The organism is Candidatus Nealsonbacteria bacterium, from assembly GCA_026016225.1.
In the GTDB taxonomy this organism is placed as follows: Bacteria; Patescibacteriota; Minisyncoccia; order Minisyncoccales; family JANBVM01; genus Nealson33H.
Genome location: CP061210.1, coordinates 253,920 through 279,454, shown reverse-complemented (window position 1 = coordinate 279,454; position 25,535 = coordinate 253,920). Strand labels below are relative to the sequence as shown.

The following is a 25,535-nucleotide window of genomic DNA, read 5'->3' as shown; positions in this document are numbered from 1 at the left end:
AAATATGGGTAGGTTTAAAAAACTTATTATCCCGGTTGTTGTTATTTTACTCCTCATTATTGGAGGGGTTTTTTATTGGCAAAACCAAAAGGATGTAAAAGATTTAAATAAAAATTTACCCGAGGGGATAAAAGTAATAAAAACCTTAACCGGTAATTATAAAGTGGTGAACAAAATAGATGGATATGAGTTTGAAATACCGAAGGAATGGGAAGGAATAGAAGAAATTAAATACATGCCGGAAGCTACAGAAAAAGGGTACACAGCATCAAGTATTGGTTTTGAAGGAAAAAAGGGAGAGTCTAGAATTATGGCTATCGACAGATTTAAAACAGAAAATTTAAAGAATTTAGATTTAGAAATATGGACAAAAAATAACTTTGAGACTTTTGGTCTCATAGGTGATTTCCGTAAAGACAAAGTTGGAAAATTGGATGTAATTAAAAGTTACGAGAACGTACCTTTGCTTGGTATGTCTGCATATTTTTTCAAAAAAGATTCTGTAATTTATGCAATAATAGGTGGTTCGGAAGAATTTATTGAAAATATTATTGACAATGGAAAGTGGTAAAAAAGAACAATATTAAAGAAATTAAATCTTATCTAAAAAAAAGCTTTGTTTTAGCGATTACGCTATCAATAATCGCTAATTTTGTATTTGGAGGTCTTGTTTTTGCTAAAAGAATAAAAATTACTGATAAGCAGGTAGAAAAAATCAAAACAGGTTTAGATTTAATGAAAACATTAACGAATTTTACCATTACTGAAGATAAGCTAAAAAGCATTTTAAATACAACAATTGGCATTGGAGAAGTATCGACAAATGTCACCTACGGCTTGCTTATTTTAAGCGCCTTAAATGAAATGGAATTAATAGATTTAGTGGTCTCTCAAAGATACAAAACAGAAGCAAGAAATTACTTTAACAGCGTTTTAAACGAACGCTTAAATCTTATTAATTTTTACACAAATATAGGTTACGACATTCCACGCGTAATATCAGGGGCAATTACGGGACCAACAGCAGCCCTTACCTTAAATACATTCTCAATTACTAATAAAGTTATTAATATCTTTACTGTCTTTGAAAATATAAGAACAGTAAAATTGTATGATAGCTTATGGTTTTATTTTGATATGAGAAGAAATAATGAATCTCACGAAACAGCTTGGGAAGATGCAAAAATTGTTATGGGTTGGGCAGCTAAACCATTACTTACTCTTCGCTTTTTTAATGAGAAAAAAGAAAAAAATGAGTCCTACATAGAATCTCAATTTGCTACTCTTTTTGACAAATGGGGTCCTCATATTACTAATCATGGAATTAGTGAGGAATTCAAACAACAAGCTCAAGTAGAGCTCAGAGAGAATCTTGTTTATGCAATTAAAAAATATGAATTAGTTGAAAAAGAAGCTGGACCTTCCTTGTTTGATAAAACAAAGCTGTCTTTAGCGAATTTATTAGAAGGAGCAAAAAATGTGGGTAGTTTTATTTCTGATGTCGGTAAGAAGTCTCAAAGTGCAATTAAAAAAGGATTTACCAGAATTAATTTAGCAACTCAAAAATTAAGTCATTTTATAATTAGTTTTCGTTCAGGAACAACGGCCCAGTTAGAAGAAACAACAGAAAAACTAACCAGATTAGATACTGATAATTTAGATGAATATATTAAAGAAACTGATTCTTTAAAAGAATTGAAGGAACAGAGAATAGAATCAGAACAAAAAACAACCCTAAGTTTAGAAAAAATACAAAAACTATTAGGTGATATTTCTGAAAGAATTGATATCTTTTCTCAAAAAGAAAATAGTATTAAACAAGATATTGAAAAATTAAGTAGCATTGTTGAAAAATTTTTAGAGAAAATTAAAAAATTAGAAAATGAAATTAAAGAACCAGAAAAGGAGAAGCAAGAGGAAATTACTCAAGAAAAAGCAGAACAAAAAGAGGGCGAGCAAGAGCAAGAAACCGAACAAATATTGTGTCAAAAAATTCCCAGTAGCTCTCCCGTAAAAGATAAAGTAATTATAAACGAAATAGCCTGGATGGGAACTGTTAATTCAGCGAATAATGAGTGGATTGAGTTAAAAAATATTTCCGGAAATGAAATTAATTTAAGTGGATGGCAACTTTTAGATAAAGATAAAAAGATAAAAATTATTTTCAATAATCAACATACCATTCAGCCAGGTGGATTTTTGCTTTTAGAGAGAACAAATGACGACTCTGTACCCGGACTATCAGCTGACTTAATTTATACTGGAGCCATTGGTAACACAAATGAAGCATTATATCTTTTTGATGAAAATTGTCATCTCCAAGATGAAGCTTTAGCTATCTCAAATTGGCAAGCTGGAGATAATTCTTCAAAAAAAACGATGGAACGAAAACATAATTTAGAATGGCAAACAAGTAGCAATATCGGGGGTACACCAAAAATGGAAAATAGCAGCGGCTATTATGTATATTATGGTGGCGAAGGTGGAGGCGGCGGAGGTACAACTCCAACCCCTCCGCCCCCACCTTCTTTACCTCCACTAAAAATTTTAATTAATGAAATTGCCTGGATGGGAACAGGAGCCTCTCCTAATGATGAGTGGATTGAACTTTATAATACCAGTTCTACTGATATTGATTTAAATAATTGGACTCTTTCCTGGAGTCATGGAACAACTATTCATTCTATTATTTTTTCTACCTCTACAGCTACCACTACCACTATATCTGGTAATGGCTTTTACTTATTAGAAAGGACTGATGATAATACTACTCTTCCTGATATAGCGGCTGACCAAATATATACCGGGGCTTTAAATAATAAAGGAGAAAAAATTGAATTAAGAAATGCTAAGGGTGAACTAATTGATGTTGTTGATTGTTCTTCAGGCTGGTTTGCCGGCACAACCACTCCCGCCTATATTTCAATGGAAAGAATCAAAGCAGATATTTCAGGGATAGACTCTACTAATTGGGCCAGTAATAATTTAATTACCAGAAATGGACTCGACGCAAAAGGAAATAGAATCAATGGTACCCCAAAAGCAGAAAATAGTGTTTCTAAGTCTGAGACTGAGATTTCTTCATCTAATATATTACCTTTTAGCGAATTTGAAGAAATCACTCTTACTTATCTTGGCAGTCCTTATATTATTAATACTCGATTACATATTCCAGAAGATAAAATTTTAAATGTTGAACCTGAGGTAATATTAAAATTTGCCCCTACTAAATTGGTTTTCGTTGAAGGATGTTTAAAAGCTGTAGGCAAAGAGGGAAAAGAAATTATTTTCACCTCAAACAGCAATGAAAATTGGGCAGGAATTATGTTTAAAAGCAATGCACCAGAAAATCAAAAAGTCTCTCAATTAGAATTCCTTAAAATTGAAAAAGCTAAAAGATGCTGGGACTCCAATTGTACAGAAACTATTATTATAAGTGTTTATGAAAATTCAATTAGCTTTAAGGATTCTGTCTTCGAAAACAGTAGTAATGCCACGATAGGAATTTGGTTAAATAACTCTTCTTCAACTATCGATAAAGTTTCTTTTTCTGACTTTAATACTGTACTTAATGAAAAATATGGGAAAGCTGTCATTATTGAAGGAGGAACTCTTGGGGTAAAAAATTGCTCTTTCTCAGGAAATTATTATGGAATTTATATAACGAATGAAGCCAATTCAAAGATTGAAGAAAATATTTTCAGAAACAATGAAAAACCAATTTATTTTAATGCCGCCCATCCATTTTTCAGAGGAAATTCAGCGGAAAATAATAACTATAATGGAGTTTTAATTGGAACAGAAATTTCTACTACAACCTTGTATGCCGACCTACCCTATATTTTTAATAATAATGGTTCAGGAGAAGGAACTCTTACTCTTGAACCCGGGGTTATAATAAAGCTAATAAATCAAAAAAGAATAACCATTTGGGGGAAACTTTTAGCTCGGGGAACTCCTGCTCAACCAATCATTTTTACTTCTCTTAAAGATGACGTTGAAGGAGATACAAATAACGACGGTACTGGCACTCAACCAGCTTCCGGGAATTGGGCTAATCTTTACTTTCATTCTTCTACTACTGATTCTATTCTGGAAAATGTAATTATTAGATACGGAGGAACAAAGCATCCGCCTGCTGGAGCTATTACTCTCGGCGAAAATGTTAATATTTCAATAAAAGATTCATTAATTGAAAAAAATATTTACGCCGTTTCTTTTTTAGGAAACATTGATTGTCAAAAAATTTATGAAACAATTACTCAATTTGAAGCCCAAAAGACTGTTTTCGTTTTCAATGATGAGGACGAAAAGCTCACCTATCCTGTTTGCCCTTAAGTGAGGATAAAAACGAAAAACCCGCCATTAGCCGAAGCTAGGGGCGGGAGTGTTAGTAATTATATATTATCTTATTATAGAAAAATGTCAAGTTTAATCTGTGGAAAAAAGCTCCCCCCTATTGGACATATTCAAAACTATTAATTGGAGAAAAATTAGAGAAAATCTTAGAAAAAATACAGTTGACACTATTTTACGTTTATTTAAAAAACCCCGGCCGAAGCCGGGTGAAGTTCTTTATATTTTACTTTAGCAAACCAAGAGAGCTTGTCAAGACCCTCCCCTCTACTTTTTTTTCTGGGGAAGAGCTAATATATCTTTAAGTTTTTCTAGTTCCGTGAACGCTACAAGGGGTGAATTAAATGCTTTAATTTTAAGTTCGTAAGACAAGCGGTTTGAGAAGCTGAAAATCTTAACTGTTTTATTTAATGCTACAACCTCATCAACAAGCCTTTCAAAGTCTGAATCTCCAGAAAAGAGAAAAAGCTGTTCCCATAGTTCTTTTTCTTTTGCCACGTCCCAATTGATATGGTTATCTGTAGTATTTTTGGGCCTTTGCATATCCCCACAAATGTATTTCAAAGAAGGAGAAACTATCCTATAACCTAGTCCTTTTAATAGATTTAGAAATTTTAATTGACCTTTTCTGGGTATAAATTTACCATCGCTATTTTTTATGAATGAGCCTTTCTTATCTCTTTCATGACCCACAGAATCATAATAAGAAAGAACTACGGGATTGTAATCTTTTTTAATAAACTTATTGAGTTTTTTATAATCTATAAGCCATCCAGTCTCTAGCCCTCCATGTAATAGATTTGGACCATCAATATAAACACCTACTTTTGGTCTATTGAAGCCCAACGAAGAGCTTTCAGGTATCAACCAAGTTTTACCCTTTTTAATTGCCCCAGGAATTGAACCACTCTGGCAACGTTTTTTAAGAGTTTCAGGGTTAATACCGGTCAATTGGGAAGTTTCAGTTATAGTTAGAAGATTTTCTGCCATACCTTAATTTTACCGGTATCGGGAATCTTGTCAAGTGTCAGTGCGAATATTAGTTCATACTAGTTAAAAACTCACATATAAATTCTTTTTTGATATTGCTCCGAAGAGAAGTCCAATTCCTTAAATTTTCACTTCTAACTCAAATTTAAGATAATTATTCGACCATTGTCCACGGTCTTTCTAAGACACCACAACCAAAAAAGCTCACCTATCCTGTGTGTCCTTAATTGTTGTTGTAAATTAAAAAGGAAAGTGTTAATTATTCTTTTTGCTTGAAACTACCTGATTGCAAAATAAAACATTACTACAAGTAAGATTAAACTAAACATTAAATCGATTAGAAAAAAGTGATTTCCTTTTTGGTGATTAATTAATTTCATAATTCTATAATTTTAATCTTTAGAAACCGGCAAAGGTTTTTACTTGAGCGAAGCGAAAGCAAGGTTCTTCGCGGTTAAAATCCCGCGAAGGTTCTTATTTCGGTAACGGGAATAGCAATGACCCTTCCCAAAGAATCAACCGTATTCAATCCCAGAACCTCACCCTCTATATTAAAGAGAGGACTACCTGATAAAGAAGCTTTCTCAAAGATATTTGTTCGAATGGAATCTTTGTCAAAGTATTTTACAATTCCTTCATTAGTTTCTTTTTTAACTTCTGTCTCCTCAAAAGTTGCACCAACTAAAAAAACTCTTTCTCCTAATTTTATTTTCTCAAATGCGGCAAAACCCACTGTCGGTAAATTATCTTTCTCAACCTTTATTAAAGCTAAATTATTATTTAAATCTCTCTTCAAAATTTGAAAAGGGATTGATTTTCCATCAAGAAAAAGACTAACATTAGCACCTTTGGGAACTAATTCTGCCAGGGTTACCACTAAACCATCTGAGGTCAAAATTAAACCTGAACCGTACAGGATTTCTTCTTTTGTCTTTGTTTCAATTCCAACGACCGTCCTTTCTACTTTTTCAATAGCATTTTTTAAAGCAGTATTTTCTTGAATAGTTATTTCTTTTTTTTCAGTTATATAAACGGGTCTTTCTGCAAAATAGGGCCACAGGACATGGTTAGCAAAAATTCCGCCACCAATACCTATTAAAAAAATCGCTAAAATCTTAAAAATAGTTTTTTTCATTTCATATTTAAGATTAGCTCGAAACAGCTACTTTTTGTTTTTTAACTCTTTTGGTTTTAGCTAAACTTCTCAAATTTTCAAAAATTATTTTTTTGTCTTTTAGGTCAATCATAATCCTGTCTCCTTCTTTTACTTCCCCGGAAACAATCTCAAGAGAAAGAGGGTCCAGTAGTTTTTTTTGTATTACCCGTTTTAAAGGTCTGGCTCCGAGGTTAGAGTCAAAACCTTTTTCTGCAATAAGGTCCTTCACTTTTTCTGTAACCTTAATTGTAATCTTTTTTTCCATCAATCTTTCAGCAACTTTCTGAAGTTCTAAATCGGTAATTTGTTTAATTTCAGCTCTTGTTAAATAGTCAAAAATAATAATTTCATCTACTCTGTTTAGAAATTCTGGTCTGAAACTTTCTTTTAAAGCTGTTAATAGCTTCTCTCTTAAATTTTCTCTTTGACTCTTTTCTTTATCACCACCGACAAAACCTAAAGAAGCTTCTCTTGCAATAATCTCTGAACCAACATTTGAAGTCATAATCAAAATTGTATTTTTAAAAGAAGCTACCCTGCCTTTGGCATCGGTTAATCTACCATCTTCTAAAATCTGAAGTAAAATATTAAAGACTTCTGAATTGGCTTTTTCAATCTCGTCTAATAAAACCACGCTATATGGCCTTCTCCGTATCTTTTCGGTTAATTGGCCTCCCTCATCGTAACCTACATAACCTGGAGGAGAACCAATCATCTTGGAAACAGTATGTTTTTCCATATACTCTGACATATCAAGACGAATCATAGCATTCTCATCATTGAATAAGAATTTAGCCAGTGCCTTGGCGGTCTCGGTTTTTCCTACACCGGTTGGTCCTAAAAACATAAAAGAGCCCATCGGTCTGTTCTCCTCAGAAATGCCTGCTCTTGCCCTACGAACAGCATTGGAGATGGCTGCAATAGCTTCTCTTTGGCCTATTATTCTTTTGGCAATAATGCTTTCCATCTTTTCCAGCTTCTTAATTTCTTCTTCTAATAATCTTGTAACAGGAATACCTGTCCAGCGAGAAACTACTCCTGCTACATCTTCTTCAGAAACTTCTTCTTTTAAAATAGAATGTTTTTTCTGAGCTCTGGCTAATTTTCTTTCAAATGTTTTCAATTCTTTCAGAAGATTTGGGATTTTTTCATATTTTATTTCAGCTACTTTCTGCAAATCAGCTCCGGCAATACCTTTTTCAGCTTCAAATCGAGCCCGTTCAATATCTTTTTTTAGATTTTTTATTTTCGCGATTAACTCTTTTTCTGTCTGCCATTTAGTTTGAATTACCTTTTCTTTTTCTTTTAAATCAGAAAGTTGTCTTGAAATTACTTTTAATCTTCTTTCAACTCCTTTTTCTTTTTTAATTCCCTCTTTTTCAATTTTTAATTTTTTGATTTCTTTTCTTAAATTCTCTAATTCAGGAGGTTCTGATTCAATTTCCAACCTTAAAGCACTCATTGATTCATCCATTAAATCAACAGCTTTGTCGGGTAAAAATCTATCAGTGATATACCTTGCTGCTAACTGAGCGCAGGTGACTAAAACAGAATCTCCTATTTTTACTCCGTGATGCAATTCATATTTTTCTTTAATGCCTCTTAAAATTTCAATAGTATCTTCAATGGAAGGTTCTGCAACATAAATTGGCTGGAATCTTCTTTCTAAAGCCTGGTCTCTTTCGATGTATTTTTGATATTCTCTTAAAGTGGTAGCTCCTATCGCTTTTAACTCTCCTCTTGATAAAGCAGGCTTTAATAAATTTGAAGCATCAATTGCACCTTCAGCAGCTCCAGCCCCCACCAAGGTATGAAGTTCATCAATAAATAACAAATATCTACCCTTTGCCCTATTAATTTCTCTCAAGAGAGCTTTTACCCTATCTTCAAATTCTCCCCTGTATCTTGTTCCTGCGACCAAAGCTCCTAAATCCAAAGCTATTATTTCTTTGTCTTTTAAGCTTTCCGGAACCTGTCCCGAAACAATCCTTTGAGCCAAACCTTCAACAATAGCTGTTTTACCCACTCCAGCTTCCCCAATCAAAACAGGATTGTTTTTTGTTCTCCGAGAAAGAATTTGCATCAGTCTTTTTATTTCATTCTCCCTGCCAATAACAGGATCTAATTTTCCCTTTTTGGCTAAGGACGTTAAATTCCTGGCATATTTTTCAATTACCTGATATTTTGTCTCAGGTTTTGGGTCGGTAATTCTCTGTCCACCCCTGATTTTAGCTAATTCTTTCAAGACAGCATCATAATCTAATTTTCCAAACTCAAGTGAGCTACTTTTGCTCTCTGGTTTTAAAAAAGTAGCTTTATCTAAAATTCCTTTTGCTTTTGTGTCGGTAGATAAAAGGGCTAAAAATAAATGTTCAACTGAAATATAGTCATCTCCCATCCTTATAGATTCTTTCTTTGCCTTATCTAAAATCTTTGCCATATCTTGCGTTAAATAAAACTGCCCAAAGGTATGAGGAGTAATAATGGTTGTAATTTTGTCTAAGGTTAATTCTGTTTTTCTTTTTAAGCTATCGACATTTACACCTATTCTATCGAGCAAACTTAAAACAATGCTTTCCTCTTGATTTAACAAAGCATAAAGTAAATGTAAGGCATCTATTTGCTGCTGATCCCTTTTTCTGCTTAATTCCTGGGCAGTAATTATTGCTTCTTGAGCTTTATGAGTAAATTGACCTCCGTTCATCGTATTTAATTTTACCCTAAAAATTTAAAAAATCAAGTTTAAAAAACAAACAAAATTACCTTTATTTGTCCAAACTAATAAGAAAACGGGTTGCTTACATTTCTCCCAGAGTCGCATTAATAAGCTTTTCTGTATTGTCTCTTAAGATTTTCAAAGAAACTTTATCCCCCGGATTATAGTTTATAATGATTTTTGCTAAACTATTCTCCATAGTAATTTTCTCTCCGTTAAACTCCAAAATTATATCTCTTTCTTTTAAACCCGCCTTTTCTGCAGCTGAGTCTGGAAAAATAGCAGGCTTACCTTGATATGATACTACCCAGGCTCCGTAATCAACCCCAAGATTATTTTCTCTTTGAACATCTTCATTAATTAAGATGTACCTTACTCCTAAAAAGGGATAAACGATTTTACCTAAAGCTTTAACCTGTTCAATATCTCTCTTTGCTTTATTAATGGGAATAGCAAAGCCAATATTTTGCCCTTCGATATCAATGGCTGTATTAATGCCTATTACTTCGCCTTTTAAATTTAAGAGAGGACCTCCTGAATTTCCCATGTTAATAGCAGCATCTGTCTGAATTATATCTTCAAGGGTCTCATAAAACCCTCCGCCTGAAGCTATAATTGTTCTGCCTAAACCAGAAACAACACCAACTGAAACTGCATTTTGATATTTCCCTAAAACATAACCTATGGCAATTGCCGTCTGACCAATCTTTATTTCATCTGAATCTCCCAGGTTTATTTTTGGAAAAGGTTTTATTTCTTCTGGAGCAGATTCTTCCTGTCCAATCCTCAATATTGCTATATCTTGAATAGGATCTCTTGCTAAAACTTCAGCCGGAAATTTTTTATTATCTAATGTTAAAACGGTATATTCAGCTGTTTCATCTAAAACCACATGTTTATTGGTTAAAACCATTCCATCTTCAGAAATAATAAATCCTGTTCCTCCCCCAACCTGTCTTTTTTCAAACACTGGTTGGTCTTTAGTGATAATAATACTGACAACGGCAGGAGAAACTTTCTCAACAACCTCAACTATTATTTGTTCTTGGGAAACCTGGGGAAGATAATTATTTTGGGGAACTATCTTGATATTATTAATTTCGGTATTTAATTTATTCAAAAGATTTACCATTTCTTGATAAAAATAGGTGCCAGAGACTATTCCCGCCAAAAAACCAGAAAAAGAGGAAATTAAAATAACTAAAATTAAAATCTGAGAGAGTTTTGTTTTTCTCAACCCTGAAGATTTAATTTTTGGCGCTTTCAATTTTGGCAGTTTAAATTTGGGTAATTGATAGTTAACCATAATAAATTTATTATCTATTATTTTTTAATGAATTGACAAACCGGTATTTAAAAATATCTGATTTTATCGGTCCAAAAAATATCATATAAATCCCGGCTAAAACATATTTTAAATATATCTTTATTCTTCCTTCGTTCTCCAATCTCCGAGAAGAGGTTAAAATGGGTTCTATTTCGAGAAAGCCGAATCTTCCACATTTCCCTGCTCTTCTGGCATATTCATGGTCTTCACCCATTTTTATTTCTTCATCAAAGCCGCCAATTTTTTGGTGAATTACTCTTTTGACTAAAACAGCACTGGTAGCATGGGCTAAAAAAAATTGAGTTAGCTTCACCCATAAGTTATAAAACCAATAGATAAATTTATCAAACTTGCCCCCATTGGGATAAATTGGAAAAGAAGCCACTCCTAAATTTCTCCCTTCAAATTCTTTGACAAGTTTCTCTAAAAAATTATTAGATAAGATTTTATTGTCTGCATCAATAAACAAAAACAAATCCCCTTTGGCAATCTTTGCTCCCTCATTCCTTCCTTTAGCTGGCGAACCACCTTTTACAATTTTACAGCCAAATTCTTCAGCTATCTTTACTGTTTTATCATCAGAGTCTGCATCTGCAACAATTATTTCGTAATCTTTAAAATTTTGCTCTTTAATTCTCTTCAGCAAAAGAGGAAGATACCTTTCTTCATTTAAGGTAGGAATAATGACACTGAGCATATTTTTAATTTAATCATTTTTTCTAAAAAAATAAAAGGAGAACTATATCTGAAAATATTAAGGACAAAGATTTAATTATTTCCGAACTACAAATAATCCGTGGTGAATTAATTTATTTGATTGAAACATCTTCTGAGAAATTAGTTTTAATTGAAAATCTTTGAATATCTTCTGCCACTCAGGAATTGTCTTAAAATTAAAAAAAATATTTTCCCCGGGCGGTTTCACTAAACTCGGTAAATTAGTAATAATATCCCAGATATAGAGAAAAACCTTATTAAGCCAAGAGGTAGGAATATCCTCAATAACAAATAGCTTCTGTCTGGTAACTCTTTTTGCTTCTTCTAAAATCTTTAATGGCTCAGAACAATGATGAAGGGTAAAAATTAAAAGCGAAATATCGAAATTGTTATCTGGAAAGGGTATTTTTTTCCCATCATAAAGAACAAGTTTTAAGGAGGTCCGATTAAAATCAGTTATATCTAAAAGAGTAATATTAACGTTTTTTCTTTTTTTGATTTCTTTTGCAATCCAACCGCCACCTGCTCCAATATCTAAAACTTTTTCTCCTTGATTAATGAAATTCTCAAAATAATCAACTATTTTTTCTGTCCTTTTTTTAATAATATTCTCAACTAATTTTTGCATAATTACTTGAACAATCCTTTAGCCTCTAACCAAATCTCAGGTTTATCTTGTTTTTCTTTTAACCAATACCACCATTCAGCGCCCCAGAGATAAAACTTATCAAAACCAGTTTCTTTAGCAAAATTAATATTGTATTTAAATCTATCTAAATTCATTGTTTTTTCTTGCTCCTCTGGCGAGGTATCATAAAGCAATTTTGGTCCCCAGGGTTCAGCCTGAAGTTCTGTTACTATAACCTTTTTATTGAATATTTTTTTAATTAAAACAGCTTTCCTCCAATAAAAAACAGGCGGTAATGGGTAATAGACATAAATTTTTAATTGACTAACCCAGACTTTCTTATACATTGTTATTCCCATTATATCTCCAAGCCTGGCAGATGTAATCCAAAAAGAGCCTTCTCCACTATCGGTTAAAATTAGCAGTTTTTTTTGAAAATTGATAGATTTTACTAATCTTATTTCTCTTTCTAAAAATTCTCTATCTGTCCAGGGACATTCACCAAAAGGAAAAAGAGGCTCGTTTTCTACCTGCCAAGCCCAAATAGCCGTAGAGTCTTGATATCTTAAAATAATTTCTTTAATTAATTTTAATATTCTTTCTTGCTGTTCTTTTTTGTTTAATTTTTTTGCCCATTCTGGAATATGGCATTCCGGCCAACGGCCTGTTTTCATACCAATAACCAAGATAATATTGGCATCCCTTTTTTCTGCTTCTTTAATCTGCCAATCCAAATCATCAAAATAAAATTTGTCTTTTTCTCTTTCAATCAAATCCCAATGGCTAATCAGTTTTATGTCTCTGACTTTTAAATTATCTAATAAAGCTAAGTAATTTTCCTTCCATTCTAATCCCAAATCTTGAGCATGTTTTTGTGAAAAATTTACTCCAAAGGTAATATTTTTTGCTTTTGGTGCTGTGCCAATAAAAAAGTAACCAATAATAATGATTAAAAAAACAATTAATATGTAAAATAAAATCGTCTTGCGCTTCATTTTTGAACAGTTTAATGTCAAGAAATTATTTTCTTAATATTAAAAACTCCTCTTTTCTCTCCTTCAATAAATCCTTGCATTGCAGCTTCTGCAAACCACCCACTTTTTAACAAATCAAAAAGCCATTCGTCAGTATAGTTTGGATTTCGCTCTAAAATGGCAGAACCTAATCTTAAAAGCCATTCACGATTAAAATCTTCTTGAGAACCAATTGAAGGGGCGATAATAATCGGTAAACCTAAAGCAGTATAAAAAGACAATTCACTTGGCTTTGTCCATAAAATATCTGTTTTTCTCAGTGCTAAGTTAAAGTCTTTAAAATAGCCTTCTATGTTTTTGTTAAAAATTATCTCAATATTATCACCAAAAACACCTTCTAAATCTAAATCTTTTATATGTTTTAGAAAATAATTTTTTATCCATTTCCTAATTCCGGCTACTAAAATTATTTTAACTTTTTTAGTTCTTATTTTTTCTCGCAAGCTCTTTAGGATTTTAAATCCAATTTCTTTTTGAGCTCCTGCACCTCCTATAGCAAACATGATTGTTAAGAGACGACCTGGCTTTTTTGGTAGCTTACCCAAATATCTCTTAATCAATGGCTGGTATCTTTGGAAATACTTTCTTTGAGGGTCAAGAATCAAAAGGCGTTCAGCTAAGTCGTGTTTTAATATCTCTAAATTTTCAGAACCGATATTTTCTAAAGGTAAAGGATAACCTGTCAGAAAAATGTTTTCTTTTTTTACACCATACAGTTTTAATCTTTCTACTACTCTTTCTGTAGGAGCAAAATATTTAATTTTGCTCGAAAAGGGTTCCAGAGGCGCCCAGGGTCTGGCAATATCTGCATCGCAGACAACGCAAAAAATTTCTCCTGGATAATTAAAAAACTCTGCCATAAAAGCAGGGATAAAAAAGGTAGAAATCAAAGGTATAGATTCTTTCTTTAATTTCTCAATTAAGTCTTTGCCCCAACCCTTTTTAAATAGAGAATAAAATCTCTTTAAAGAAAAATTTGGTTTAGATAAATCTCTTTTTGGATAAAAACTAAGAATCTTTTGAAATCTGTCATAAACAGAAAAAGAAAACTCACCAATTAAGGGAACCCTTTTAAAATTTGAAATAAATTCATAGAATTTCCTTGATTGTTCCCAAAGCACCCTGTCTCTTTTTGGAATTCCCTGATAACTATTAGCATGGATAATTTTTCCTTTAAAAGCTAATTTCTTTAAGGGATAAGCTGTTCTCTGATGACCATAGCCCATATTAACAGATATAACCCATGTTTTCTGACCGATAGATTCCTTCATATAAACCATTTTACCAAAATTCCATAAATTTATCACTTAATTTTTATTTAGTCAGTTTTCAAAAATTAATTTACGGTTTTCAAATTCACTTTGAATGTGTAATGGTATTGACAGATTCTCCGTCTTATAATACAAAGAATATTATTAAATTAAAAAGGTGAAAGATAAAAGTTGTCAAATTGGCGTAAAGAAAAATATATTAAAGACTTTTTTGAAATTAGAAAGGGGCAACCTGAAAAAGAAGAAGAAAGGAAGAAGAAACGGAAAAGAAAGGATTGAGAATAATATCTCAATAAAAAAGAATTAATAACATCTTTTTTTTATTTTTTTAAATTAATACTTTAGCTCGTTAAAAACTTAATAATAGTCTTGATGACAAGTTTAGGAGCCTTTTTTAATTCAGGCTCTTTATTTTTGTCCAAATTCTGTTTTTTTTTGCTTCAATTCAGTTGCTAAAGGATAATGGTAATAAGTCAAACACCTATTGCAAAAACTTCAATTTTCTTCTTTCTTGTAATCGCCAAGTTATAAAACCTAAAATTAAATAGGAAACCAAAAGCCAGATAAAAGAAACATTTTTAAAAGTTAAGCTAGCATAAGGAATCTTTGAAGAAAATTCAACTACCTTTAATATATAAGTTAAAAGAGGCCAAACTAAAAAAGAAATAGCTTTGGCTAGGAGAGTAAAGAATCCTCCTAAAAAAGCAATGATAAATCCTAAAATAGTAATTAAAGGTAAAAGAGGAATAATAAAAATATTGGATAAGGGACCTATTAATGGAATCTGACCAAAATTATAAATTAAAACAGGAAGGGTAAAGAATTGGGCAGAAAAAGTAGAAGCTAAAGAATATCTCAACTGAAAAAAGTTGGGAATTTTTTTAAAAAAACCTAAAAATACGGATTGCAAATAAATTAATCCCAATATTGCTAAAAATGATAACTGGAACCCAATATCTGATTTTAAAAGCAAAGGATTGAAAAACAACATTACAGCTGCTGAAAAAACAATTATTCTTTGACCGCTGGAAACTCTGCCAAAATGCTGGGCTGTTAGAAAAAGAATACCCATAATAGCTGCTCTAATTGCTGAAGCTGGGGCTCCAATGGATAAAACATAAAGTAAAATTAAAACTATTGAAAGATAAAATGCCTGATTCCGCCAAAGTCCTAAGAACAATAAAAATCCTAAAATCAAAGAAGAGATAATAGTAATATTCATACCTGAAACAGCTGCAATATGTCTGGTGCCGGTAAGATTAAATTTTTCTTTCCAATGCTCTGGGATATTTTCTTCATCACCAAAAAGTAAGGCTTCCAAAAGTCCAGCTTGAGGTGAAGGTATTGTTTTATTCACACTTTCTTTTAGTTTATCTTTCAAAGAAAAGATTGTTTTCATTACTGGATTACCAAAATCTTCCCCAATCAATTCTATCTTTGGAAAATACATCACAGCATAGATTCCATCTTTTGCTAAATATTCTTTGTAATTAAAAGTCTCAAAAACCTGCGGCTCTTCTAATATTCCTGTGATTTTTACTTTGTCTCCATATTTATATTTTGGGTATCTCCATTTTGTTATTAAAACTTTACCCGTAACGTTTTGGGGCTGAAATCTTAGTTTTGTAGTCTTTTCTCCCAAAGATGGCTGGCTATCAATAATACCTGTTAAAGTAAGAATTTCTTTTTTTTCAATATAATTTTTAAATTCATTATTCTTGGCTTTTAAGCTAAATGCTTGATGACGCCAAGCTCCTAAAATAAAAAACAATAAGCAAAGAACAATTAGCATCAGTCCTTTTTTTTTAAAAAATAATAAAAAAGGAATCAAAAAAAGTCCCAAAATCAAAAGTCCCAGAAAGTAAATCTGGGAAATAAAAATAAACGAATTCAAAAAAATCCCTCCAATAAAGGAAAGACAGAAAAAAAGAAGAATTTTAGACTTTGTCATTTTAAGAAATTATCTTATCTGGCAAATGTCAAAAAACGGAGAAATTGCTTTTTGAATTTCTAAAAGATATTCCTGAGGATATGGTTTTATTTTTTCAAATTTTGGGTCAATTGTTTTTTCCGGTTTGAAGTTTTGCAAAAAATATTTTGGAGCCGGTTTTATCCAATGAGCGATTTTAAGAATATCTTCTTTTTTTAATAGATTGGGAATCACGGTGGTCCTGAACTCAAAATCAATCTTTGACTCTTTTAAAATATTAATGCTTTTTTCAATATTTCTTAATATTTTATCGGTCCAACACCCCAACAATCCAACAACTTCTTTATATTTTTCCTTTGGAGCTTTAACATCCATTGCTACGTAATCTATCAGTTTTTTACCAATTAAAGTTTTTAACATTACCGGATTTGAACCATTAGTATCAAGTTTTACTAAGTATCCTAAGTCTTTAATTTTTTTTATAAATTGAGCTAAATTTCTGTTTATAGTCGGTTCTCCCCCACAAATTACAACTCCCTCTAATAGTCCTTTTCTATCTTTTAAAAAATTAAAAAGTTCTTTTTGTAAAATCTTGGGTTGACTTTTGATTTTTTGAGGTAAAACAAGCTCTGCTGAATAACAAAATGGACATCGAAAATCACATCCTGTAAGAAAAACAGTGGCCGCTAAGCAGCCAGGAAAGTCAATAAGAGTCAATTTTTGGAGACCACCAATTTGCATAAATCCTAAATACTAAATACTAAATTCGAAACCTAAATTTTTAGTTTTAGATTATTTGTTTTAATCTTAGGCTCCAATTCCTTAATCTTGAATTCCTTTCTTTCTTTAAATTCTTGTGCTTTGCCCTCATTCCATTGTGAAACGGGCCTAAGATATCCAACTATCCTTGAGTAAACCTCACAGGGCTGCTTAATTGTGCATTTTGGACACTCAAAGTGTTCTCCAGATAAATAACCATGGACCGGACAGATAGAAAAAGTAGGTGTTAAGGTAATATATGGTAAATGGAATTTCTCAAAAACTTTCTTAATTAAATTTTTAACAGTTTGAATATCAGAGATACGTTCTCCTAAAAACAGGTGGAGAACACTACCTCCTGTATATTTACATTGTAATTTGTCTTGAAGTTTCAAAGCCTCAAAAGCATCTGTAGTGTAATTAACAGGCAGTTGGCTTGAATTAGTGTAATAAGGCACTTTTTTTGTTCCAGCCGTAATTATATCTGGATATTTTTCTCTATCTTTCAAGGCCAGACGGTAAGCTGTTGATTCAGCTGGAGTTTGTTCTAGGTTATAAATATTGTCAGTTTCTTTTTGATATTTCACCAATCTTTCCCTCATAAAATCCATTATTTCCAAAGCAAATCTTTTTCCTCTTCTTGAAGCAATATTCTCGCCAATGAAATTTAGAAGAGCTTCATTCATTCCAATTAAACCTATGGTTGAAAAGTGACTCCCATAATAGTTATCTCTCATTTTCTTGACGCTTCCCAAATAATACTTTGAATAAGGATATAGACCCTTTTCTATAAAATTCTCCAAAATCTTTCTTTTCATTTCTAAGCTTTCTTTTGCGAAATCCATTAGTTTTCCTAATCTTTTAAAGAATTCCCTTTTTGTTTTTGATAAATAACCTATTCTGGAAAGATTAATCGTTACTACGCCGATTGAACCAGTTAATGCCCCAGCGCCAAACAATCCTCCGCCACCTCGATTGTGAAGCTCTTTTAAGTTCAATCTAAGCCGACAACACATGCTTCTAACATCTTCCGGCTTCATTTCAGAATTAATATAGTTTGCAAAATAATTAGTTCCATACTTTGCTGAAGCTTCAAAAACCGAATCAAAGACTGGGTCATCCCAAGGAAAATCTTTAGTAATATTTATGGTAGGAATGGGAAAATGAAAAGGTCTTCCGCTTTTATCTCCTTCAAGCATTACTTCATAAAAGGCTTTATTAAAAACTCTCATCTCTTCTTCAAATTCTCCATAGGTTTCTTTTTGAGGTTTGCCTCCAATAATTACAGGTTGCTTGGCAAAAGCAGAGGAAGGTTTTAAATCCAAAGTAATATTGGAAAAAGGACATTGAAATCCTACCCTGGTGGGAACAGCCATATTATATAGGAATTCTTGAAGGGATTGCTTTACCTGCTTGTAGTTTAAGTTATCATAACGAATAAATGGAGCCAAAAGAGTATCAAAATTAGAAAAGGCAACAGCACCTGCTACCTCACCTTGAAGCGTGTACAAAAAATTTACTGCTTGACCTAAAGCCGGTCTTAAATGTTTTGGCGGTCTTGATTCTACTTTACCTGAAACTCCGCCAAAACCTCTCAGTAAAAGGTCATAAAGATCCCACCCCATACAATTGTGAACTAAAAGACCATTAGCTAAAAAGGTAGAAGATTCAGTAGTAATATCGAAAATTGTATCATCTGCAATTGTGGTGAATTTATTATTTAAGACCTTATTCCAATCATATTTTTCTGCTCGCCAATGCTTCTTGGCCGTCTTTGCTTTTTGATATTTAAAAGAAGGAAAATCAACTCCTGATTTTTTTGAAAAGCTTAACCTATAAAGAGGGTAATTTTGAATAATTTCCTTTCCTTTAAAGATGTTTTTCTTCCCGATATCTTCAGTACTCGCCCCACTCCTACCAATAATTCCAAGGAATTGAAGCAAGATTGCTAACTGCTCAAGCATTGTCCGAGAAACAACCCTAATTAAAATTTGAGAAGAGGCATGAGATTTGTCTTTAGGATCTACTGTTCCGTCTCCATCAATAATTCCAGCAATTAATCCTTTAATAAAATCAATATTATAGTTTAAAACATCTAGAGGAAGATTTTTATTTCTACTAAGGGCTTTTATCTTGAAGATTTTTTCGAAAACAAGTTTTAAAGTGCTGGAAGAAATAGCGATCTGTTTTGTTCTTTCTTCATTTTCTCTCATGTAACTCCTTACACCCAAACTGGCACATATTCCTCGAATTCTTTTAATTATTTCCTCATCATCGTTAGAAATCACCAATCTCCAAGCATCATAATGTCCCTCAGTAATGAAAATTCCAACCAAATATCCTAAATCTTCTGTAAGTTCTAATTTATTATCTAAACTATTGGCACTATTCGAGGTGCTCAATGTTCCTTCAACTTTCGAGGAACCTCTCCAGTTTTTTAGAAAATCTTGCCATTCAAAACCTTCTAAAAAGAATTTTTGATAATTGTTTTTCAAAAGTTCTTCAGCCAAAAATAGATATCTTTTTGAGAAAAGATTCTCTTTTGAAACCAAAGAAGGGATATGAGCTGAAAAAACAAAATCTTCTTTTTCTTTAACATCCTTAGATTCAATCTCCGTTTCTTTTCCATTTCTTCTAATAATAAAGGGGTGATTATCAGTAACAATAATACTTCTCCCCTGTTCTGATTTAATAAAGAGCATCTCTCTTTCTTTCTTTTTCCTGACTAATCTTTTAACTTTTGTCCATCCATCTTTATCTAAAACATAAAGATTTTCAGGATATTTTGCAAGGGCTTCATCTTTTTCATTTAAAAGGACTTCTGTTTGCCCAAGCTCATCATAAAGGTCCTTAAATGAAACTAATTTAATTTGGTTATTTAGCTTCGCGATAACCACTTCCCTACCAAAAAAAGTATAGCAGCCCAAAGTATCTAAATTGTGAATATGAAAATCTCCGGATTCATTAGCTTCCCTAATCTCTTTGGGATAAATTTTATTTAACCAATATCTCTTAATAATATAAGAAACGCCATAGTGATTTAGTCCCTGCAGGGAAAATGACATATTGGCATTCTCCTGAACCTCCCAGTCCAATTTTCCTAAATATTGGTCTATTCTTTCTACTGCTTCCTCGCTTACCACCATTGTTTCTCTTATTCTTCTCCTCTGTTCCCTATACAAGATAAATGCTTTGGCAGTATCAACTAATCCCTCTAAAATTAAAACTTCCTCAATGATGTCTTGTATCTGTTCTACATGAGGAAGTTCTTCTCCTTTAAATCTTCGGTTTAAAATTTGAACTACCTTATTGGATAATCTTTTTGATTTTTTACCATCGCCCTGACCGGTAGCAGTTAGGGCTTTAAAAATAGCGTCTGAAATTTTATTCTGGTCAAACTCTACAATTGTTTTATCCCTTTTTCGAACTTTTGTAATTTTGTTTCTGGACATAATATTTTATTTTACTCCGACAAAAAAATTGGGTCAAATCCCAATTAAATTCGGTTGAAAATTGAAATTATCCACAAGGCAGCAGAAACTAAAATCCGGTGATAATAACAGTAACTTTTATCTCTCCTTTATTTAGTTTTTCATCCTGGACGGCACCAAAAATTACTCTAGCTTTTGGATTAATTTCTTCCGTAATAATCTTACCAATTTCTTCAATCTCAGAAAGGGCAATATCTTCACCGGAAACATTAAATAAAACTCCTTTTGCTCCTTTTGGGGTAAGGTCTAGTAAGGGAGAACTAAGGGCAAATCTCACTGCTTCTTCTGCTCTTTTTTCTGTCCTGCTCTTACCTATTCCAAAAAGAACTGTCCCTGAATTTTCAAGAATGGATTTTACATCAGCAAAACCAACATTTACTATTCCCGGAAGTAAAATTAAGTCTGAAATTCCTTTTACCGCCTCTCTTAAAATATCATCACAAACCCAAAAAGCATTAAGGATGGGCATTTTAGGATCGAGTATTTCAAGTAGTCTATCGTTTTTAATTACCAATAAGGCATCTACTTTTCTTTTTAACAAATCTCTGCTATTCTCGGCAATTTTTTTTCTATAAGCGCCTTCAAAAGAAAAAGGTAAAGTGACTATAGCAACGGTTAAAGCTCCTAAATTCTTAGCTATTTTAGCTACAACAGGAGCAGCACCGCTGCCCGTGCCTCCACCTAAACCTCCTGTAATAAAAACCATATCTGCCCCTTTTAAAACTTCTTTAATTTCTCCTCTGCTTTGTTTAGCGGCTGCTTCCCCAATTTCAGGATTCATCCCGGTTCCTAACCCATGGGTTATTTCTCCTCCAATCTTTAACTTTACATCAGCTTTAACCTTCCTTAAATCTTGATAATCTGTGTTTATAGCAATTAACTCTACACCTTTAATCCCAAATTTTCTCATTCTTAAAATAGCGTTCCCGCCTGAACCTCCAACTCCTACTACTTTAATTTTTGTTGAACTTATCATTTTGAATTGTTATTTTATTATTTTATGGAATAAAATTTTTGAAGAGCCTCTTCATTTTAGAAGTTATTTTCTCTAACATTTCATGACCTCTTTCTTTACTCTCTGCATCAGCACCCATTAAAACTAAACCGCAAGCAGTAGCCATACTTAAATCTCCATCTATTCCCAAAATCCCTTCAGGTATTCCTAAACGAACGGGTAAATGAAGTTTATTCTTGGCTAATTCTACGATTTTGTGCATTTTTGCTCCGCCACCAGTTAAAATTATACCGGCTGGTAAAAGTTTTTCTTTGGAAATCTTTTTTAACTCCTTATTAACTTCTTCGAAAATTTCTGAAATTCTATCTGAAATAATTTTTACTAAAAATTTCTGGGAAAAAACTAAGGGTTCATCTCCACCAATATTTATTTTTCTTTTGACATCCCTTCCTCTTAAAAAGCAAGAGCCATATTCAATCTTTATTCTCTCTGCTATATCGATGTCTATTTTTAAACCAATAGCAATATCATTGGTGATATTAGCAGACCCCATAGGTAAGATTACCAAATGTATTAAGCTTCCTTCTTCAAAAACAGCTAAACTTGTAATGCCAGCCCCTATATCTAAAAGACCAACTCCTAACTCTTTTTGTTTTTCTGTCAGAACTGCACGGGCTGCCGCTATTGGAGAAGGAATCATATCTAAAATTTCCAAATCTGAATTTAAAACTGCCTGTTTAATGTTCTGCAAATAGGGAGAAAAACCTCCCAAAGCCAAGACTTCTACCTCTAACTTCACCCCTTGAAGTCCAAGGGGCTCTTTTATTCCCTTTACACCATCAACAATATATTCTCTGGCAAAAACATCAAATATTTCTTTATTAGAAGAAAGATTTATCGTCCGAGCTTCCTGTAAGACCCTTTGGATATCTTCTTCAGAAATTTTTTGGTCTGCTCGAGAAACAGAAATTAAACCGCGAGAGGGAATAGAAAAAAGATGGCTTCCACTAAGGTTAATGTATACTGAATTAATATTTTGGCCTGAATCCTGTGAATTTTTCAAAAAAATGTCTTTGAAAATGGAAGAAACCTTTTCGACATTAACTACTATCCCTTTTCTGATTCCTTCTGAAGTTTCTGAAGTTTTTAAAACTAACTCTAAATTTTCCTCTTTTGGCTTTTGTTTAACTGTTAGAGTTCTTATATTCGATGTTCCAATATCTAAACCTGTTATGAATCTTTCTTTTGCCATTTTATATGCTTTTCGAAGATTTGTTTTATTTTAAGTCAGAAATCAAAAATATCAAAACATCTTTTTTAAATAATAATTTTCTTTTCTTTCCATTTTTTCAGCCTCTTTGGCTGATTTTTTATGGCCATATCCTAAAAGATGTAAAATCCCATGAATCAAAACTTTGCACAGTTCTTTTTTAAAAACAAAATTAAATTTTTTAGCATTATTCTTAATTACTTGGGGGCAAATTATAACCTCTCCTAAGATATTAATTTTAGGGTGTTTTTCTGTCTCTGGAAAAGCCAGGACATCTGTTGCATAATTTCTCTTCAAATACTTTTTATTTAATTCTTTCATTCTCGAACGCCCAATTAACGCAATAGATAAATAAAATTTCTTCTTTCTCTCTCCTTTTAAAACATTCTCGGCTGCTTTTTTTAAAAAAATTTCATCAACCGGAGTAAAAGTTAAATTCTTAACTTCAATCATATCAACTTAATAACTCCTTAATAATTCTTGAAACTAAAACTCCTTCTGCTCTTCCTTTTATTTTCGGCATTAATTCAGACATCACTCTTCCCATGTCTTTGATATCTTTTGCTCCAGTTTTTTCAATAATCTTTTTTCCCATCCTCTTTAGCTCTTTTTCAGAAAGCTGGCCGGGGAGATAATTTTTAAAAATTTTAATTTCCTCTTTCTCTTTTTTCACTAAATCTTCCCTCTCGCCTTTTTCAAACTCAGAAATTGCTTCTCTACTCTTTTTGATCTTTGAAAGGATAACTTTTAAAATCTCCTCGTCAGCTAAAACGCTTTGTTTCTCTAATTCTTCACAGCTTAAGTCTGGTTTTTCTTTACTTAAACTATATCTTTTTTCTTTTTCTCTATTTAAAATTTCAGCTTTCAACATCCTTAAAACAGAAAGCTCAATTTCTCTCTTTTTTTTTAAAGCTTGCTTAAAATCTGTTTCAATTTTCTTTTTTAACATATCACGTAGAAGAATTAAGGTTATCGCCTATATCGCTTAATAACTTGACTGAGTTTTTCCCTTCTTTTATATTCTTTTCTTTTTTCTTCTCTTCTTAAAGCAGCTCTCTTTTTTAATTGTCTTGATTTTTTTCTTTTTTTAAAGGATCTTTTCCTTGCCCTAAGCAAAAGCCCGCTTTGTTTAAGTCTTTTGTTAAAGCGACGAACTAAACTCTGTGAAGTCTCTTTTTCTTTCTTTTTTACTTCTAAAACCATAGTGGTAATACCTAATCAGGTATTTATTTATTTTATGGCATTCCCGGGATGTCTCTTTTTTCTCCACTTTTCCATCCTCCTAAAAGGTGTAAATGCAAATGGTCTATTATTTGACCTCCTCCTTTACCAACATTAAATACCAATTTATAACCTTTTTCTTTTAATCCTACCTCTTCTGCCATTTTTCCTGCCATCAAAAATAATTCTCCAATTAGTTCTTTGTCTCCATCTTCTAAATGGTTAATTGAAATTATATGTTTTTTGGGAACAATTAAAATGTGAATGGGGGCTTTAGGTTTAATGTCTTTAAAAACAATAAAATTCCTATCGCTATAAATCACTTCAGCTGGAATCTCTCCTTTTATAATTTTACAAAATATACATTGTTTCATTCTATCTCTTTAAAATTTTTTTCACCTCTTTTATCAGCTTTTCTAATTTTACCTCCTTTTGTTCTCCGCTTGTCATACGTCTAATTATTATCGTTTCCTGTAAAGCTTCTTTTTGACCTAAAATCAAAGTATATTTTACACCTTCTTTATCTGCTATTGCTAACTGAGCTCTTAAAGAATCTCGACCAAGAGATTCTAAAATTGGAATTTTCGCTTTTCTAAATTCTTCTATTAATTTTAAGGACTTCCTCTTTGCTAAATTACCCAACTGAGCTAAAAAAATTTGAGTTTCTGCTTCTTGCGGGAGCTTTACTGATTCTTTTTTCATCAGCCACACAATTCTATCAATACCTGCTGCTGCTCCTACGGCCGGAGTATCCTTCCCTCCTAAAATCTTAACTAAATTATCATATCTACCTCCACCTGCTAAAGCGCTCTTTGGCATTTCTGCAGAATCTTTTTCTTTCTTTGCTTCCTTTTCTTCTTTGTTCTGTTTTTGCTGCTCTCCAGTAGGAAAAATTTCAAAAACAGTCCTTGTGTAATAATCTAATCCTCTTACCAAATAAGGGTTTAAATGATAAGGCACTTCAAGCTCATCTAAGAATTCAAGGAACCCTTTGAAATGCTGATGACATTTCTGACAAAGATGGTCTATTGCCTGTGGGGCTTGAGAAATTATTCTTTGGCACTTTTCTTCTTTGCAATCCAAGATTCCTAAGGGACTTGCTTTCAATCTCCGCCTACAATTGATACATAAACTATTAACTCTTGATTTAAAATAGCTCGTTAAGAGTTTCTTATAATAAGGCCGACAACATTTAGCCCCAATACTATTTACTTCTACAAGTAAATTTTTTAGTCTAAGCTTCTTTAAAATGTTGTAAAAAATCTGAACAATTTCCGCATCTCTTATCGGACTTTCCTCTCCTATAGTTTCTGCACCAAATTGCCAAAACTGACGAAATCTTCCCAGCTGAGGTTTTTCATATCGAAAGAAAGGTCCGAAATACCAAAGTTTTACTGGCTTTGGAAAACTCTGCATCCCATTTTGAATATATGCCCTTACTATAGAGGCTGTTCCTTCAGGTCTTAAGGATAAGTGGTCACCTCCTCTCGTTCTGAAAGAAAACATTTGCTTTTGAACCACCTCTGTAGCCAAGCCAATCCCTTTTGAAAAAAGTTCTGTTTCTTCTAAAATCGGGGTTTCTATTTTTTGAAAATTATAAAAACTGACAATTTCATTAACTACATCGTAAATCTTTTTAAAATATTTCTGGTCTTCCTCCAAAATATCATGCATTCCGGTTGGCGATTGAAATTTAAGCTTCATAATAATTGTT

21 protein-coding genes are annotated in these 25,535 nt (G+C 32.4%); 3 read left to right on the top strand and 18 right to left on the bottom strand.

Annotated elements, in window-relative coordinates; all coding sequences use genetic code 11:
- Nucleotides 1-4: 4 nt before the first annotated feature.
- Together IB617_01455 and IB617_01450 are read left to right on the top strand one after the other, a co-directional pair.
- The gene (locus tag IB617_01455) at nucleotides 5-571 is read left to right on the top strand and encodes a hypothetical protein (protein ID UZE93481.1); all 567 of its coding nucleotides are present in this window, start codon (nucleotides 5-7) and stop codon (nucleotides 569-571) included.
- On the top strand, nucleotides 565-4,338 hold the full coding sequence (locus tag IB617_01450; protein UZE93480.1) for a lamin tail domain-containing protein: 3,774 nt from the start codon (nucleotides 565-567) through the stop codon (nucleotides 4,336-4,338). Before IB617_01455 ends, IB617_01450 begins: the two co-directional genes overlap by 7 nt.
- 285 nt (nucleotides 4,339-4,623) lie before the next feature.
- Here the strand turns inward: IB617_01450 and IB617_01445 are convergent, their stop codons facing one another.
- The 8 genes from IB617_01445 to IB617_01410 all read right to left on the bottom strand — a co-directional run bounded on the left by IB617_01445 (nucleotide 4,624) and on the right by IB617_01410 (nucleotide 14,183).
- Nucleotides 4,624-5,346: an NYN domain-containing protein gene (locus IB617_01445; protein ID UZE93479.1), complete on the bottom strand. Its 723-nt coding sequence runs from the start codon at nucleotides 5,344-5,346 to the stop codon at nucleotides 4,624-4,626.
- Nucleotides 5,347-5,800: 454 nt separating this feature from the next.
- A complete protein-coding gene (locus IB617_01440; protein UZE93478.1) occupies nucleotides 5,801-6,481 on the bottom strand; it encodes a trypsin-like peptidase domain-containing protein in 681 nt (226 codons plus the stop codon).
- Nucleotides 6,482-6,494: 13 nt separating this feature from the next.
- Entirely contained in the window at nucleotides 6,495-9,206 is a 2,712-nt protein-coding gene (locus IB617_01435; protein ID UZE93477.1) for an AAA family ATPase, read from the bottom strand.
- A 94-nt stretch (nucleotides 9,207-9,300) separates the two neighbouring features.
- A complete protein-coding gene (locus tag IB617_01430) occupies nucleotides 9,301-10,524 on the bottom strand; it encodes a trypsin-like peptidase domain-containing protein (GenBank protein UZE93476.1) in 1,224 nt (407 codons plus the stop codon).
- Between the two features lie 10 nt (nucleotides 10,525-10,534).
- Nucleotides 10,535-11,242 (bottom strand): glycosyltransferase, encoded by a 708-nt coding sequence (locus IB617_01425; GenBank protein UZE93475.1) that lies wholly within the window; start codon nucleotides 11,240-11,242, stop codon nucleotides 10,535-10,537.
- Between the two features lie 75 nt (nucleotides 11,243-11,317).
- On the bottom strand, nucleotides 11,318-11,890 hold the full coding sequence (locus IB617_01420; protein ID UZE93474.1) for a methyltransferase domain-containing protein: 573 nt from the start codon (nucleotides 11,888-11,890) through the stop codon (nucleotides 11,318-11,320).
- 2 nt (nucleotides 11,891-11,892) lie between these two features.
- Nucleotides 11,893-12,885, bottom strand: coding sequence for a hypothetical protein (locus tag IB617_01415; protein ID UZE93473.1), 993 nt, complete (start codon nucleotides 12,883-12,885; stop codon nucleotides 11,893-11,895).
- A gap of 17 nt (nucleotides 12,886-12,902) precedes the next feature.
- Nucleotides 12,903-14,183, bottom strand: coding sequence for a hypothetical protein (locus IB617_01410; protein ID UZE93532.1), 1,281 nt, complete (start codon nucleotides 14,181-14,183; stop codon nucleotides 12,903-12,905).
- A gap of 169 nt (nucleotides 14,184-14,352) precedes the next feature.
- On the opposite strand from IB617_01410, the gene IB617_01405 reads away from it, so the two are divergent.
- The gene (locus tag IB617_01405; protein ID UZE93472.1) at nucleotides 14,353-14,502 is read left to right on the top strand and encodes a hypothetical protein; all 150 of its coding nucleotides are present in this window, start codon (nucleotides 14,353-14,355) and stop codon (nucleotides 14,500-14,502) included.
- 174 nt (nucleotides 14,503-14,676) lie between these two features.
- Here IB617_01405 and IB617_01400 read toward each other — a convergent pair whose 3' ends face one another.
- From IB617_01400 to IB617_01355, 10 genes are all read right to left on the bottom strand, one after another.
- A complete protein-coding gene (locus IB617_01400; protein ID UZE93471.1) occupies nucleotides 14,677-16,146 on the bottom strand; it encodes a ComEC family competence protein in 1,470 nt (489 codons plus the stop codon).
- Nucleotides 16,147-16,155: 9 nt separating this feature from the next.
- Nucleotides 16,156-16,866, bottom strand: coding sequence for an anaerobic ribonucleoside-triphosphate reductase activating protein (locus tag IB617_01395; protein ID UZE93470.1), 711 nt, complete (start codon nucleotides 16,864-16,866; stop codon nucleotides 16,156-16,158).
- Between the two features lie 32 nt (nucleotides 16,867-16,898).
- Nucleotides 16,899-20,336, bottom strand: coding sequence for a ribonucleoside triphosphate reductase (locus tag IB617_01390; GenBank protein UZE93469.1), 3,438 nt, complete (start codon nucleotides 20,334-20,336; stop codon nucleotides 16,899-16,901).
- 88 nt (nucleotides 20,337-20,424) lie between these two features.
- Complete coding sequence (ftsZ, locus tag IB617_01385) at nucleotides 20,425-21,351, bottom strand: cell division protein FtsZ (protein UZE93468.1); 927 nt, start codon at nucleotides 21,349-21,351, stop codon at nucleotides 20,425-20,427.
- A 22-nt stretch (nucleotides 21,352-21,373) separates the two neighbouring features.
- Entirely contained in the window at nucleotides 21,374-22,582 is a 1,209-nt protein-coding gene (gene ftsA, locus IB617_01380; protein ID UZE93467.1) for a cell division protein FtsA, read from the bottom strand.
- A gap of 51 nt (nucleotides 22,583-22,633) precedes the next feature.
- A complete protein-coding gene (ybeY, locus tag IB617_01375) occupies nucleotides 22,634-23,053 on the bottom strand; it encodes an rRNA maturation RNase YbeY (protein UZE93466.1) in 420 nt (139 codons plus the stop codon).
- 1 nt (nucleotide 23,054) lies between these two features.
- Nucleotides 23,055-23,549, bottom strand: a complete 495-nt coding sequence (locus IB617_01370; GenBank protein ID UZE93465.1) for a GatB/YqeY domain-containing protein — start codon at nucleotides 23,547-23,549, stop codon at nucleotides 23,055-23,057.
- A 20-nt stretch (nucleotides 23,550-23,569) separates the two neighbouring features.
- Nucleotides 23,570-23,803, bottom strand: coding sequence for a hypothetical protein (locus IB617_01365; protein ID UZE93464.1), 234 nt, complete (start codon nucleotides 23,801-23,803; stop codon nucleotides 23,570-23,572).
- A 32-nt stretch (nucleotides 23,804-23,835) separates the two neighbouring features.
- The gene (locus IB617_01360; GenBank protein ID UZE93463.1) at nucleotides 23,836-24,195 is read right to left on the bottom strand and encodes a histidine triad nucleotide-binding protein; all 360 of its coding nucleotides are present in this window, start codon (nucleotides 24,193-24,195) and stop codon (nucleotides 23,836-23,838) included.
- A gap of 1 nt (nucleotide 24,196) precedes the next feature.
- Nucleotides 24,197-25,525: a histidine--tRNA ligase gene (locus IB617_01355; GenBank protein ID UZE93462.1), complete on the bottom strand. Its 1,329-nt coding sequence runs from the start codon at nucleotides 25,523-25,525 to the stop codon at nucleotides 24,197-24,199.
- Between the last annotated feature and the right edge of the window lie 10 nt (nucleotides 25,526-25,535).